Annotated in this window: 11 protein-coding genes and 1 pseudogene; 11 read left to right on the forward strand and 1 reads right to left on the reverse strand. The window is 73.3% G+C overall.

Going from position 1 to position 14,671, the window contains the following annotated elements:
- Positions 1-214: pseudogene (locus ACFPP6_RS30650) on the forward strand (NAD-dependent malic enzyme); the annotation flags it as partial.
- Between the two features lie 273 nt (positions 215-487).
- Entirely contained in the window at positions 488-769 is a 282-nt protein-coding gene (locus tag ACFPP6_RS30655; protein ID WP_004951951.1) for an HU family DNA-binding protein, read from the forward strand.
- A 254-nt stretch (positions 770-1,023) separates the two neighbouring features.
- On the opposite strand, the gene murA is transcribed toward ACFPP6_RS30655, so the two are convergent.
- Complete coding sequence (gene murA, locus ACFPP6_RS30660; RefSeq protein WP_382049364.1) at positions 1,024-2,367, reverse strand: UDP-N-acetylglucosamine 1-carboxyvinyltransferase; 1,344 nt, start codon at positions 2,365-2,367, stop codon at positions 1,024-1,026.
- A 229-nt stretch (positions 2,368-2,596) separates the two neighbouring features.
- Between murA and ACFPP6_RS30665 the strand changes: the two genes are divergently transcribed.
- The 9 genes from ACFPP6_RS30665 (at position 2,597) to ACFPP6_RS30705 (ending at position 14,646) form a co-directional block, all read left to right on the forward strand.
- Complete coding sequence (locus ACFPP6_RS30665) at positions 2,597-3,193, forward strand: YqgE/AlgH family protein (protein ID WP_382049366.1); 597 nt, start codon at positions 2,597-2,599, stop codon at positions 3,191-3,193.
- Between the two features lie 164 nt (positions 3,194-3,357).
- Positions 3,358-3,651, forward strand: coding sequence for a DUF3039 domain-containing protein (locus ACFPP6_RS30670; protein WP_078660579.1), 294 nt, complete (start codon positions 3,358-3,360; stop codon positions 3,649-3,651).
- A 275-nt stretch (positions 3,652-3,926) separates the two neighbouring features.
- Positions 3,927-5,231, forward strand: coding sequence for an extracellular solute-binding protein (locus ACFPP6_RS30675; RefSeq protein WP_382049368.1), 1,305 nt, complete (start codon positions 3,927-3,929; stop codon positions 5,229-5,231).
- A gap of 3 nt (positions 5,232-5,234) precedes the next feature.
- Entirely contained in the window at positions 5,235-6,170 is a 936-nt protein-coding gene (locus ACFPP6_RS30680) for a carbohydrate ABC transporter permease (protein WP_382049370.1), read from the forward strand.
- Complete coding sequence (locus tag ACFPP6_RS30685) at positions 6,167-7,075, forward strand: carbohydrate ABC transporter permease (RefSeq protein ID WP_382049372.1); 909 nt, start codon at positions 6,167-6,169, stop codon at positions 7,073-7,075. The genes ACFPP6_RS30680 and ACFPP6_RS30685 overlap by 4 nt, the downstream gene beginning before the upstream one ends.
- Before the next feature lie 4 nt (positions 7,076-7,079).
- The gene (locus ACFPP6_RS30690) at positions 7,080-8,741 is read left to right on the forward strand and encodes a beta-N-acetylhexosaminidase (RefSeq protein ID WP_382049373.1); all 1,662 of its coding nucleotides are present in this window, start codon (positions 7,080-7,082) and stop codon (positions 8,739-8,741) included.
- A gap of 297 nt (positions 8,742-9,038) precedes the next feature.
- Positions 9,039-9,935 (forward strand): FAD binding domain-containing protein, encoded by an 897-nt coding sequence (locus ACFPP6_RS30695; protein WP_382049375.1) that lies wholly within the window; start codon positions 9,039-9,041, stop codon positions 9,933-9,935.
- The gene (locus ACFPP6_RS30700) at positions 9,932-12,289 is read left to right on the forward strand and encodes a (2Fe-2S)-binding protein (RefSeq protein WP_382049377.1); all 2,358 of its coding nucleotides are present in this window, start codon (positions 9,932-9,934) and stop codon (positions 12,287-12,289) included. The genes ACFPP6_RS30695 and ACFPP6_RS30700 overlap by 4 nt, the downstream gene beginning before the upstream one ends.
- Positions 12,290-12,321: 32 nt before the next feature.
- Positions 12,322-14,646 carry a xanthine dehydrogenase family protein molybdopterin-binding subunit gene (locus ACFPP6_RS30705; protein WP_382049546.1) on the forward strand — a complete coding sequence of 775 codons (2,325 nt, stop codon included), beginning with the start codon at positions 12,322-12,324 and terminating at the stop codon, positions 14,644-14,646.
- The last annotated feature ends 25 nt before the right edge of the window (positions 14,647-14,671 follow it).

Genomic DNA, 14,671 nt, shown 5'->3' on the forward strand with positions numbered 1-14,671 from the left:
CGGCCTCCTCGACGCACAGTCCCGCACGGTCAACACCGACATGATGCTCGCCGCCGCCCGCGCCCTCGCCGACGTCGTCGCCGAGGACGAGCTCAACGCGAACTACATCATCCCCAGCGTCTTCAACGACAAGGTCGCCGGGGCGGTCGCGGGCGCCGTCCGCGAGGCCGCGAAGGCCGCCGGTGCGGCTGTGACGGGCACCACGACCGTCTGATGACGGCGCGTCGCGGGCCCGCGGGCCCGCGACCTGCCCCTAAGGTGTCGGGCAGAAATCAGGCCGCAGAAATGCGGCTGTATCCGAGGCTGTGCCGCTTTCCGTGTGACTCTCCAGGGTGCCGGATTGGCTTTCCCGCCACTGGTGGGGGCAGGATGCGTAACCGGGCGCGAGGGTCTGGCAACGGACCCGGGTCCGGGGACTGTCCGAGGGCCCTGGCAGCATCGGCTTCGATCTCACGCCTCATTGGCAAGAAGAACACGGGAGTACAACATGAACCGCAGTGAGCTGGTGGCCGCGCTGGCCGACCGCGCCGAGGTGACCCGCAAGGACGCCGACGCCGTTCTGGCCGCGCTCGCCGAGACCGTCGGCGAGGTCGTCGCCAAGGGCGACGAGAAGGTCACCATCCCCGGCTTCCTGACCTTCGAGCGCACCCACCGTGCCGCTCGGACCGCTCGCAACCCGCAGACGGGTGAGCCGATCCAGATCGCTGCCGGTTACAGCGTGAAGGTCTCCGCGGGCTCCAAGCTCAAGGAAGCCGCCAAGGGCAAGTAAGGCCTTCAGCGCTGCGCTCAGCGCTGGAAGGGCGGTCACCCCGGGCCGGGGTGACCGCCCTTCGGGCTTTTCCCGGGCTTCTACGGCCCCTGCAAGGCCCGTGGACGGCGTACGGCCACCCGGATGCACGAAAGCGCCTGTACGGGCCTTGAATGGCTCGTACAGGCGCTTACGGCCCGTCAGAACGGCTGCACTCAGGCGCCGGTGCCGCCGGGTCACGCCCCCGGACCCCCAGCCGGGGGCCCGGGTGGGGCTCAGGCGCCGGCGTTGCCGCCGGGCATCTCCACGTTCGCGCCCAGGTCCTTCAGCTTCTGCATGAAGTTCTCGTAGCCGCGGTTGATCAGGTCGATGCCGTGGACCCGCGAGGTGCCCTCCGCGGCCAGGGCCGCGATCAGGTACGAGAAGCCGCCGCGCAGGTCGGGGACGACCATGTCGGAGCCCTGCAGCTTCGTGGGGCCGGAGACGACCGCCGAGTGGAGGAAGTTGCGCTGGCCGAAGCGGCAGGCGGAACCGCCCAGGCACTCGCGGTACAGCTGGATGTGAGCACCCATCTGGTTCAGCGCCGAGGTGAAACCGAGGCGCGACTCGTACACCGTCTCGTGGACGATCGACAGGCCCGAGGCCTGCGTCAGGGCCACGACCAGCGGCTGCTGCCAGTCGGTCTGGAAGCCGGGGTGGACGTCCGTCTCCAGCGCGATGGCGTTGAGCGAGCCGCCCGGGTGCCAGAAGCGGATGCCCTCGTCGTCGATCTCGAAGGCGCCGCCGACCTTGCGGTAGGTGTTGAGGAAGGTCATCATCGAGCGCTGCTGGGCGCCGCGCACGTAGATGTTGCCCCCGGTGGCCAGCGCCGCGGACGCCCAGGAGGCGGCCTCGAGGCGGTCGGAGAGCGCGCGGTGGTTGTAGCCGCCGAGCTTGTCGACACCGGTGATCCGGATGGTCCGGTCGGTGTCCATGGCGATGATCGCGCCCATCTTCTGCAGCACGCAGATGAGGTCCTCGATCTCCGGCTCCACGGCCGCGTTGGACAGCTCGGTGACGCCCTCCGCCAGGACGGCGGTCAGCAGCACCTGCTCGGTCGCGCCGACCGAGGGGTAGGGCAGGCGGATCTTGCAGCCGCGCAGCCGCTGCGGGGCCTCCAGGTACTGGCCGCCCTCGCGCTTCTCGATGGTCGCGCCGAACTGGCGGAGCACCTCGAAGTGGAAGTCGATCGGCCGGCCGCCGATGTCGCAGCCGCCCAGGCCGGGGATGAAGGCGTGGCCGAGGCGGTGCAGCAGCGGGCCGCACAGCAGGATCGGGATGCGCGAGGAGCCGGCGTGCGCGTCGATGTCCGCGACGTTGGCGCTCTCCACGTACGTGGGGTCGAGGACCAGCTCGCCGGGCTCGTCGCCGGGGCGGACGGTCACACCGTGCAGCTGCAGCAGTCCGCGCACGACGCGTACGTCGCGGATGTCGGGGACGTTGCGCAGCCGGCTGGGACCGTGTCCGAGCAGCGCGGCGACCATGGCCTTGGGCACGAGGTTCTTCGCGCCGCGGACACGGATCTCGCCCTCGAGCGGGGTACCGCCGTGGACAAGCAGGACATCGTCAGGGCCGGTCATGGATCTCGCGTTCCTGGAGTTGGGCAGGGGGCAAGAAGAAAGGGTAATGCGACGAGGGGGCCGCCCTGCATGCCTGAGGGGGCTCCGGGCACGTCATGGCTTTGCAACAACACGCTCCGTTAATGGAATGGTCGCTACCGGTTATCGGCGAGGCGCCGGGGGCCGCCCCTTTCTTGCCGGAGTGGGCGTCCACCCCCCGCGCGGGCCCGAAATGCGGGATCATGTGCCCATGTCCGAGGTGTCCTCGCTCACAGGACGACTGCTTGTCGCGACACCGGCGCTCGCTGACCCGAATTTCGACCGCGCGGTGGTGCTGCTGCTCGACCACGACGAGGAGGGTTCCCTCGGAGTGATCCTGAACCGCCCGACCCCCGTCGGGGTGGGCGACATCCTGGAGTCCTGGGCCGCGCTGGCCGGGGAGCCGGGCGTGGTCTTCCAGGGCGGGCCCGTCTCGCTCGACTCGGCGCTGGGCGTGGCCGTGGTGCCGGGGGAGGGGAGCGACAAGGCGGGCGCCTCCGCCGTCGTCGGCGACGGCCCGCTCGGCTGGCGCCGCGTCCACGGCGCGATCGGCCTCGTCGACCTGGAGGCCCCGCCGGAGCTGCTCGCGGCCGCCCTCGGCTCGCTGCGGATCTTCGCCGGCTATGCCGGCTGGGGCCCCGGCCAGCTGGAGGACGAGCTGGTGGAGGGCGCGTGGTACGTGGTCGAGTCCGAGCCGGGGGACGTGTCGTCGCCCGACCCGTCGCAGCTGTGGCGCGCGGTGCTGCGCCGCCAGCGCAACGAACTGGCGATGGTCGCCACGTATCCGGACGACCCGAGCCTGAACTGACCCCGCGCGCCCGTACGGGTGCGCGCAGGGCGTCCTCCGGGCGGGGGAGCAGCGCGGCCGGCTCCGCGGGCCTGCGACCGGGGTACGGCCGGGTGCGAGCCGGGCGGGAAACGAGCGGACCGGGGATCGGTCCCCGGCGGTGTCCCCCAGTACCCTTGGAGACCATGAGCACTCTTGAGCCCGAGCGCGGGGCAGGGACCGGCACCCTCGTAGAGCCGACGCCGCAGGTGTCGCACGGCGACGGCGACCACGAGCGCTACGCCCATTACGTCCAGAAGGACAAGATCATGGAGAGCGCGCTCTCCGGTTCTCCGGTCGTCGCCCTCTGCGGCAAGGTCTGGGTCCCGGGCCGCGACCCGAAGAAGTACCCGGTCTGTCCGATGTGCAAGGAGATCTTCGACGGCATGGGCGCCGGCGGGGACAAGGACAAGGGCGGCAAGGGCGGCGACAAGAAGTAGGGCCCGGCCCCCCGCCGCCGGCACCGCCGGCACCACCGGATCTTTCCCGGCCCCCGGGATGCGCTGAGGCGCGTCCCGGGGGCCGTGTGCGTGTGCGGCCGGGAGCGTGAGGGACGGCTCGCCCCGAGAGCGTGCGCGTTGCGCAGGGTGCTTTTGCGGATCACGGAGTGGTGGAGACCTCTTGTCCGGGCCATGGCACGCCTCTACTCTCCTGCCAGTTGTGCTGAGCGAAACGCCCATTGCGTATGTTGCAACGCCACGCGGGAGGGGACCCCATGACGCCGTCCGGCCGTCGCTTATCCGCCTGGGCGGCCCTGACAGCGGCCGCCGTCGCCCTGACGGCCTGCGCGCCCTCCACCTCCGTCGGCGGCGCCCGCGGCGACGACAGCACGGGACGGCTGCGCGTCTGGCTCTTCCGGGAGGTCGACAACAAGCCCAAGGCCGCCGTCGTCGACAAGGCCGTCGCCGGCTTCACCCGGGAACACCGCGGCGTCTCCGTCGACGTCACCTACATCCCCGTCGAGACGCGCGCCCAGCGGATCAAGGCCGCCTTCAACGACCCCGCGAGCGCCCCGGACGTCATCGAGTACGGCAACACCGACACCGCCGGCTACGTGCGCGACGGCGGACTGGCCGACGTGACCGCCGACTTCGCCGCCTGGCCCGAGGCGAAGGACACCGACCCCGCCGCCCGCCGCTCGGTGACCGTCGACGGCAAGGTCTACGGCGCCCCGCTCTTCGTCGGCGTGCGCGCCCTCTACTACCGCACCGACGTCTTCCGCGAGCTCGGCCTCCGGCCGCCGCGCAGCCAGGCGGAGCTCGCGGAGACCGCGCGCCGCGTCCACCGGGAGCGGCCCGGGATGTACGGGCTCGTGGTCGGCGGCGCGTACACGTACGGGGCCCTGCCCTTCCTGTGGGCCAACGGCGGCGCGCTCGCGCAGCAGAAGGGAAGGAAGTACACCGCCGCGGTCGACCGCGAGGACGCGAAGAAGGGCATCGCCGCGTACACCGGCCTGTTCGGCGACCACAACTGCCCGCCGGCCAAGTGCGCGCAGATGGGCGGGAACGCCACCGTCGAGGCCTTCGCCTCGGGCAAGGCCGCCATGGCCATCGGCGGCGACTTCAGCCACCGGGCCGTCGAGAACGGCAAGGTCCGGGGCAAGTACGCGGTCGTCCCGCTGCCCGGTGCCGAAGAAGGCAGCATCGCCCCCGCCTTCGCGGGCGGGAACAACCTCGGTGTCCTCAAGCGCAGTTCCCGCCGCACGCTCGCCGTCGCCCTGATGCGCACCCTCACCGGCAAGCGCACCCAGTCCGAGCTCTTCGACGCCATGGGCTTCCTGCCCACCTACACGGACGTGCGCCGGGAAGCCGCCCGCAGACAGCCCTTCGTCGAACCCTTCGTGAAGACGCTCACGGCAGGCGCCGCCTTCGTGCCCGTGACCCCCGCCTGGGCCGCCATCGACGCCGGGCAGGTCCTGCCGACGATGCTCCAGGAGATCGTGAGCGGCCGCAGGAGCGTGGACGCCGCGGCGTCGGCCGCGGCGAAGAAGATGAACGCCGCGTTCAAGGCGGCAGGCTGAACGATGCGTCCACACGACAAGCCCGCCCGCGCCGGAGCGACCCGCACCCCCAGCAGGTGGACGCCCTGGCTCTACCTCGCCCCCGCCCTCGTCCTCATCGGCGGACTGCTGGTCTACCCCGTCTACGAGCTCGGCCTCATCTCCTTCCTGGAGTACACCCAGGCGCAGGTCAGCGGCGGCAGGCCCACCTCCTTCCAGGGCTTCGGCAACTACGCGGCGCTCTTCGGGGACCCCCAGTTCCGGGAGGTGCTCGTCACCACCGTCCTCTTCGCGGCCGCGTGCGTGCTCTCCACCCTCGCCGTCGGCTGCGCGCTGGCCGTGCTCCTCACTCGCGTGCGCGCCCTGCCCCGCCTCGCCCTGATGGCCGCCGCGCTCGGCGCGTGGGCCACGCCCGCCGTCACCGGCTCGACGGTCTGGCTCTTCCTCTTCGACCCCGACTTCGGGCCCGTCGACAAGGCGCTCACGTGGCTCGGCCTGTCCGGCTTCGAGGGCTACGCGTGGACGTACGACCGCTACAGCGCCTTCGCGCTCGTCCTCCTCGAAGTCGTCTGGTGCTCGTTCCCCTTCGTCATGGTGACCGTCTACGCGGGCATCCGGGCCGTCCCCCGCGAGGTCCTGGAGGCGGCCGCCCTGGACGGCGCCTCGCAGTGGCGCATCTGGCGCGGGGTCACGGCGCCGATGCTCAGGCCGATCCTCGTCGTCGTCACCATCCAGTCGGTCATCTGGGACTTCAAGGTCTTCACCCAGATCTACGTGATGACCAACGGAGGCGGGGTCGCCGGGCAGAACCTGACCCTGAACGTCTACGCCTACCAGAAGGCGTTCGCCTCCTCGCAGTACAGCCTCGGCTCGGCCATCGGAGTCGTCATGCTGCTGATCCTGCTCGCCGTCACGCTCGGATACCTGCGGCTGCTCAGGCGCCAGGGGGAGGAGATATGAGCTTTCCCCGTTCCGCCGGCGTCCGTTTCCCCCGCATCCCCCGTTTCCCCCGTTTCCCCCGCATCCGCCGCCCGTGGCGCCTCGCCGCCGAGGCCGCCGCCCTGCTGACCGCCGCCGTGGTGGCCTTCCCGCTCTACTGGATGGTCCTGTCCGCGGTGAAACCGGCGGGCGAAGTGCAGTCGGAGCGGCCCCGCCCCTGGACGGCGGAGCCCTCCCTGGACGCCTTCCGCCGCGTCTTCGGCCAGCAGGACTTCGCGCGCTACTTCCTCAACAGCCTGCTCGTCGCGGGAACCGTCGTCGTGGTCTCCGCGGTCGTCGCCTTCCTCGCCGCGACCGCCGTCACCCGATTCCGCTTCCGGTTCCGGACGACGCTGCTCGTCATGTTCCTCATCGCCCAGATGGTGCCGGTCGAGGCCCTCACCATCCCGCTGTTCTTCCTCCTGCGCGACGCCGGGCAGACCGTCCCCGGCATCGGCCTCAACACCCTCGGTTCGCTGATCCTGCCCCACATCGCCTTCTCGCTGCCCTTCGCGATCTGGATGCTGCGCGGATTCGTCCGGGCCGTGCCGGAGGCGCTGGAGGAGGCGGCCTGTCTGGACGGCGCGAGCCGCTCCCGCTTCCTGTGGCAGATCCTCTTCCCCTTGGTCTTCCCCGGGCTCGTCGCGACGAGCGTCTTCTCCTTCATCTCGACGTGGAACGACTTCCTCTTCGCGAAGTCCTTCATCGTCAGCGCCACGGAGAACTCCACCCTGCCGATGGCGCTCCTCGTCTTCTTCAAGGACGAGGGCAACGACTGGGGCGGCATCATGGCGGCGTCGACCGTCATGACCGTCCCGGTGCTCGTCTTCTTCGTACTCGTACAGCGGAGGCTCGTGTCGGGCCTCGGCGGAGCGGTGAAGGACTGACCCCATGGACGACTTCGGCACCCACCTGATCCCGGCTCCGCGCCGGATCCGTCCCACGCCGCCCGGCGGCGGCGCGGGCTTCGTGCTCGACGAGGAGACCGGGATCGACGCGCAGCCCGGAACCCGGGGCGTCGCCTGCTGGATGCGCGCGACCGTCGGCGCCGCCACGGGGCTGCCCCTGGCCCCGCACACCGGCAGTGGCAGTGGCAGCGACAACCGCATCCTGCTGCGCGTCCTGCCCGAGCTCGGCGAGCAGGGCGGCCCCGAGGCCCACCGCATCGTGGTCGACGGCGGCCTCGTCGAGATCGCCGGGGCGGGCGAGGCCGGGGTGTTCCGCGGGGCGCAGACCTTCCGTCAGCTGCTGGGGCCGGAAGCGTTCCGGCGGGCGCCGGTCGCGCCGGGGCGGCGGTGGGAGCTCCCCGCGGTCGTCGTCGAGGACGCCCCGCGCTTCGCCTGGCGCGGCGTTCTCCTCGACGTCGCCCGCCACTTCCTCCCCAAGGACGGCGTGCTGCGCTACCTCGACCTCCTCGCCGCGCACAAGCTCAACGTGCTGCACCTGCACCTGACGGACGACCAGGGCTGGCGCATCGAGATCCTGCGCCACCCCCGGCTGACGGAGGTGGGCGCCTGGCGACCGCGCACCAAGGCCGGGCACCGGGCCTCACCGCTGTGGGACGAGCGGCCGCACGGCGGCTACTACACGCAGGACGACATCCGCGAGATCGTCGCGTACGCGGCCGAGCGGCACATCACCGTCGTCCCGGAGATCGACATCCCGGGACATTCGCAGGCCGCCATCGCCGCGTATCCCGGGCTGGGCAACACCGACGTCGTCGACACCGCCGCCCTGACGGTGTGGGACACGTGGGGCGTCAGCCCGAACGTCCTCGCCCCCTCCGACGCCACCCTCGCCTTCTACGAGGACGTGCTCACCGAGGTCCTCGGCCTCTTCCCGTCGACGTTCGTGCACATCGGCGGCGACGAGTGCCCCAAGGACCAGTGGAAGGCGTCGCCGGCCGCGCAGGCCCGGATCCGGGAGCTGGGGCTGGCGGACGAGGACGAGTTGCAGAGCTGGTTCGTGCGGCACTTCGACCGCTGGCTCGCCGAGCGCGGCCGGCGCCTCGCCGGGTGGGACGAGATCCTCGAAGGCGGCCTGGCCGAGGGCGCCACCGTCTCCTCCTGGCGGGGCTACGCGGGGGGCGTCGCCGCCGCGCGGGCCGGGCACGACGTCGTCATGTGCCCCGAACAGCACGTGTACCTCGACCACCGGCAGGCGCCCGGTGCCGACGAGCCCGTACCCATCGGCTACGTCCGCACTCTGGAGGACGTCTACCGCTTCGAACCCGTGCCGCCCGGCCTCACCGGCGCCGAGGCCGCCCGCGTCCTGGGCGCCCAGGCCAACCTCTGGAGCGAGGTGACGGAGAACCAGCAGCGCGTCGACTACCAGGCCTTCCCGCGCCTGGCCGCCTTCGCCGAGGCCGTGTGGTCGGACCTGCCCGCGCCCGCCGAGCGCGACTACCCCGCCTTCGAACGCCGTATGACCGCCCATTACGCCCGCCTCGACGCCCTGGGCGTGGACTACCGGCCGCCCGGCGGCCCCAGGCCCTGGCAGCGCCGCCCCGGCGTCCTCGGACGCCCGATCGAGGGTGCGCCCCCGATCGTGTGAGCCACGGCCAAGCTGCGCGCCGTTGCGCCGGACGGCTGGCACGGTAGTCCTTCACACACTGCCGTAAGTCGTAAAAAGGCCCCCTAAAATGGCAATCCGTACACAGCGGGGACACTCCCGGAAATCGGACCATTCGCATTGCCGGGGACGGATCGGCGGTTCGTGGACCCTCGCGACGGCGGAGTCCGAAGATGTGCCAGAGTTGCCACGTCCGGGCCGTGAGGACGTACCGTACGGCGGGATCGTACGGCGGGATCAGGCCGGACAGCCGGGACCACCGGGGAAGGGGCAGCTGGGTTGACCACGCACGCACCGCAGGCAGCGCACACGGTGACGCTGCCGGGCTCGCTCGACGAGGCCGTGGCGGCGCTGGCCGCCATGCCCGCGGCCGTGCCCGTCGCGGGTGGCACCGATCTGATGGCCGCCGTCAACTCCGGGCTGCTGCGGCCCGCCGGGCTCGTCGGCCTGGGCCGCATCAGCGAGATCCGCGGTTGGCAGTACCAGGACGGCCACGCCCTGCTCGGCGCCGGCCTCACCCACGCCCGGATGGGCCGCCCCGACTTCGCGGCCCTCATCCCGGCGCTCGCCGCCGCCGCCCGCGCCGCCGGCCCGCCCCAGATCCGCAACGCCGGCACCCTCGGCGGCAACATCGCCTCCGCCGCGCCGACCGGTGACGCCCTGCCCGTCCTCGCCGCCCTCGAAGCCACCCTCGTCATCGCGGGCCCCGGCGGCAGCCGCCGCGAGATCCCCGTCGGCCACCTCCTGACGGGCTACGAGATGCTCGCCCCCGGCGAGCTCATCGGCTACGTCCGCGTGCCCCTGCTGCACGCCCCGCAGACCTTCCTCAAGGCCACCGGACGCACCGGCCCGGGCCGCGCCACCGCGTCCGTCGCCGTCGTCCTCGACCCCGCCCGGCGGGGCGTGCGCTGCGCGGTCGGCGCCGTCGCGCCCATGCCGCTGCGCCCGCTCGACGCCGAGCGCTGGGTCGCCTCCCTCATCGACTGGGACGGCGAGCGCACGCTCGCCCCCGAGGCGTGCGCCGCCTTCGGCGACTACGTCGCCGCGGCCTGCATCCCGGACCCCGCGCCCGCTCCCGACGGCGGGGAGCCGGGCGCCCTGCCGCCCGCCGCGCTGCACTTGCGTCGTACGGTGGCGACTCTGGCCCGCCGAGCACTGGGGAGGGCACTCGCGTGAGTGACGAACAGCGACAGGCCCACGCCGCCGGCCCGGTCGGCTGGCAGCCGATCCCGCGCGGCGGGGAGTACGACGAGGGCACCACGTTCCTGCAGCTGCCCCCGGAGCTCCTCGCGCATCCGGGCGCGGCCATGAACGGCACCGGCGCCTGGGACCCGCTGGCCGCGGCCGGCTCGGGCGGCTACACCCCGCCCTCCGCCGACTCCTGGCAGCAGGCGCCTGCGGCGGCTGCTGCGGGGGCGCAGGGGCAGTGGGGGGTGCCCGGGGCTTACGGGCACGGGCAGGGGCAGGGGCATGGGGACGCGGGTGCCCATCAGGGCGGCTACGAGCCGGTGTCCGAGACTTCTGAGGCCCATGGCGGGGTCCACGGTGCGCACGGTGGTGCCCATGGTGGTGGCCATGGTGGTGGCCATGGTGGGGTGCCTGACGCGGCCTACGGTGAGACGTACGGCGAGGGTGTGCACGTCGGGGGTGCCCACGGTGGTGGCCTCCATGACGGCGGTCTGCACGACGGTGGTCTGTACGACGGCGGTCTGCACGACGGGGGCATGCACGACGCCGGTGTGCATGACGCCGGGCTTCACGACGGTGGTGCTCACGAGGGTGGTGCTCACGAGGGCGGTCACCATGACAGCACCCTCCACGACGGCACGCTTCACGACGGCACGCTTCACGACGGCGCCCTCCACTCACTCCACGACGGTGGTGCCGACCCGCACGCCACGGCGGAGTGGCCGGCGCCCGGGCCCGGCTCGACGGGCCAGTGGTCCGTGCCGGCCGCGGGCGACGACCCCGTCGACGAGTCCGGTGAGTACCTCGTCCGCAGTGGCGCCCCGGAGGCGCCCGCGGCGCCGCAGGCTCCTTGGTCGGCGCAGCCCGTCGACGACTCCTGGCGCCAGTCGCTGGCCGCGGCCACCCCGGCGGCGGGTACGCCCGTCGTGGGCCCCGACACCGGCCAGTGGTCGGTTCCGGTTCTGCCCGAGGACGCGGCGGATGGGGCGGATACGGCGGACACGTCCAGCGAGTACGCGCGGGACGGTTTCCCCGGCACGGGCGCGGAGAATTCCGCTTCCGCCCTGCCCGGCGAGCCTCCGGCCGTGGACGCGACGAGCACGTTCACCGTGCCGGCGTACGTCAGCGACGTCACCGGTACGGGCGATAATCCGGGCGGAGCCGGGACGGCCGGGACGGAGAACGAGCCGCCTGTCGCGGCCGTCTCCTCCGCCGCCTCCGAGGAGCCGTCGTCCGCGGCGGAGCCGGAGGGTTCCGGGACCGAGCAGGGGCAGGGGCAGGAGCAGGAGCAGCAGCCCGCGCCGCACCTGCAGCCGGCGCAGCAGGCGGTGCACGCCGAGTCGTTCGCCCACCCGGGCCCGGCCGGGCCGCACGCCCGGCCGACGCTGCCCGAGCAGTTCGTACCGCCGCAGGGGCCGCCGCAGGGACCGTCGGATGCGGCCGATGCCGTAGCGGCTGACGTCGAAGCGGCTGACGTCGTGGCGGATGAGGCGCCGATGCCGTCCGCCGCGCCCGCCGACGGCCCCGAGCACGAGCAGGACGCGCCCGGTGCCGACGCCGATCCGGGTGCCGGTATTCCGGAACACGCCATCCCCGGCCCCGGCGTCCCGGCGCACGACACGCTCGGCGCCGGCGATCCCCTCGGGTCCACCGGCGATCCTCTCGGGTCCACGGGTCACCCCCTCGACCTTTCCGATCCCCTCGACCCCCTCGACCCCCTCGGCGTCCCGCACAACGAGCACCCCTGCACGTCCTACGTCCTGCGCGTCAACGGCACCGACCGGCCCGTGACCGACGCCTGGATCGGCGAGTCCCTGCTGTACGTCCTGCGCGAGCGCCTCGGCCTCGCCGGGGCCAAGGACGGCTGCTCGCAGGGCGAGTGCGGGGCCTGCTCGGTCCAGGTCGACGGGCGGCTCGTCGCGTCCTGCCTCGTCCCGGCGGCCACTGCGGCCGGCGCGGAGGTCCGTACGGTCGAGGGCCTGGCCGTCGACGGCCGGCCGTCCGACGTGCAGCGGGCGCTCGCCGAGTGCGGCGCCGTGCAGTGCGGCTTCTGCGTGCCCGGCATGGCGATGACCATGCACGACCTCCTCGAGGGCAACCACGCCCCGACCGAGAGGGAGACCCGCCAGGCCATCTGCGGCAACCTCTGCCGCTGCTCGGGCTACCGGGGCGTGCTGGACGCGGTCCGGCAGGTCGTCGGCGAGCGCGAGGCGGCCGCGGCGCAGGAGCTTCAGGACGCGGAAGCGCAGCAGCACGAGGTGCAGCCGGATGCGGACCAGGCCCGTATCCCGCACCAGGCGGGCCCGCACGGCGGGGGCAGCGGAAAGGCGACGACGGCATGACGGGAAGCGGCGGAATGGGCGGAATGACGGGAATGGCGGGCGCGGCCGAAGGTGCCGCCACGGCCACCGCCGTCCCTCTGCTCGCCTCGCCCGGCGGCCCAGCCGAACCGCAGCGCGGCATCGGCGCCTCCCTCACCCCGGCCGACGCGGAGGCCAAGACCCAGGGCATCTACCCGTACGCGGCCGACCTGTGGGCCGAGGGCCTGCTGTGGGCCGCGCTCCTGCGCTCCCCGCACCCGCACGCCCGCATCCTGTCGATCGACACCAGTGAGGCCGCCCGGATGCCGGGCGTCCGCGCCGTCGTGACGCACGCGGACGTGCCCGGCGACGCCGCCCACGGCCGCAAGATCGCCGACCGCCCGGTCTTCGCGTCCGGCATCGTGCGCCACCACGGCGAGCCGATCGCCGCCGTCGCCGCCGACCACCCCGACACCGCGCGGCTCGCCGCGGCGGCCATCGCCGTCGAGTACGAGGTGCTGGAGCCCGTCACCGACCCCGAGCAGGCCTTCTCCGCCGAGCCGCTGCACCCCGACGGCAATCTGATCCGCCACATCCCGCTGCGCTTCGGCGACCCCGACGCGGTCGGCGAAGTGATCGTCGAGGGCCTCTACCGGATCGGCCGCCAGGACCCCGCGCCCATCGGCGCCGAGGCCGGCCTCGCCGTGCCGCGCCCCGACGGCGGCGTCGAGATCTACACCGCGTCGACGGACCCGCACGCCGACCGCGACCTGGCCGCCGCCTGCTTCGGCCTGGAGCCCGAGCGCGTGAAGGTCGTCGTCACCGGCGTGCCCGGGGCGATGGGCGACCGCGAGGACCCCGGCATGCAGCTGCCGCTGGGCCTGCTCGCGCTGCGCACCGGCCACCCCGTCAAGCTCGTCGCCACCCGCGAGGAGTCCTTCCTCGGCCACCCGCACCGCCACCCCACGCTGCTGCGCTACCGCCACCACGCGGACGCCGACGGCAAGCTGGTGAAGGTCGAGGCGCAGATCCTCCTGGACGCGGGCGCCTACGCCGACACCTCCTCCGACGCGCTGGCCGCCGCCGTGGCCTTCGCCTGCGGCCCGTACGTCGTGCCGCACGCCTTCGTCGAGGGCTGGGCCGTCCGCACCAACAACCCGCCGTCCGGCCACATGCGCGGCGAGGGCGCCATGCAGGTGTGCGCCGCGTACGAGGGCCAGATGGACAAGCTCGCGGCACGCCTGGGCCTGGACCCGGCCGAGCTGCGCCTGCGCAACGTACTGGCGACCGGCGACCTGCTGCCCACCGGCCAGACGGTCACCTGCCCCGCGCCCGTCGCCGAGCTCCTGCGCGCCGTCCGCGACTACCCGCTGCCCGCCCTCCCCTCGGACGACCCCGAGGAGGAGTGGGTGCTGCCCGGCGGCCCCGGCGGCGCGGGCGAGGCCGGCGCGGTGCGGCGCGGCGTCGGCTACGGGCTGGGCATGGTGCACATGCTGGGCGCGGAGGGCGCGGACGAGGTCTCGACGGCCACGGTCAAGGTGACGGGCCCGGTGGCCACGGTCATCTGCGCGGCGGTCGAAACGGGCCAGGGCTTCTCGACCCTCGCCCGCCAGATCGTCCAGGAGGTCCTGGGCCTGGACGAGGTCTACGTCGCCCCCGTCGACACCGACCAGCCCCCGTCCGGCCCCGGCGCGCACAGCCGCCACACGTGGGTGTCGGGCGGCGCGGTCGAGCGCGCGGCGCGGATGGTCCGGACGCAGCTGCTGCAGCCGCTCGCCGCGCAGTTCGGCATGTCGGCGGAGCTGCTGACCATCGCCGACGGCAAGATCACGTCGTACGACGGGGTCCTGAGCATCACGGTCGCCGAGGCCCTGGAAGGCAAGGAACTCTGGGCCACGGCCCAGTGCCGCCCCCACCCCACCGAGCCGCTCGACGAATCGGGCCAGGGCGACGCGTTCGTGGGCATGGCCTTCTGCGCGGTGCGCGCGGTGGTCGACGTCGACGTGGAACTGGGCGCGGTGCGGGTGGTGGAAATGGCAGTGGCCCAGGACGTGGGCCGAATCCTCAACCCGAAGCAGGCCCGCGCCCGCATCGAGGCGGGCATCACCCAGGGCGTGGGCGCGGCCCTGACGGAGAACCTCCGCACGGCGGGGGGAATGGTCCGCCGCCCGGACTTCACGGGTTACGCCCTCCCGACGTCGCTGGACACCCCGGACGTCCACATCGTGAAGCTGGTCGAGGAGCGCGACGTCGTTGCTCCTTTCGGGGCCAAGGCGATCAGCGCGGTACCGGTGGTGACGTCCCCGGCCGCGGTGGCCTCGGCGGTGCGCGCGGCCACGGGGCGGCCGGTCAACCGGCTGCCGATCCGGCCGCAGGCGGCGGTGGCGACGTCCGGCTGACCGCCCCACTGGGTACGTGCGTGTC

The organism is Streptomyces aureoversilis (assembly GCF_042657885.1).
GTDB lineage: Bacteria > Actinomycetota > Actinomycetes > Streptomycetales > Streptomycetaceae > Streptomyces > Streptomyces aureoversilis.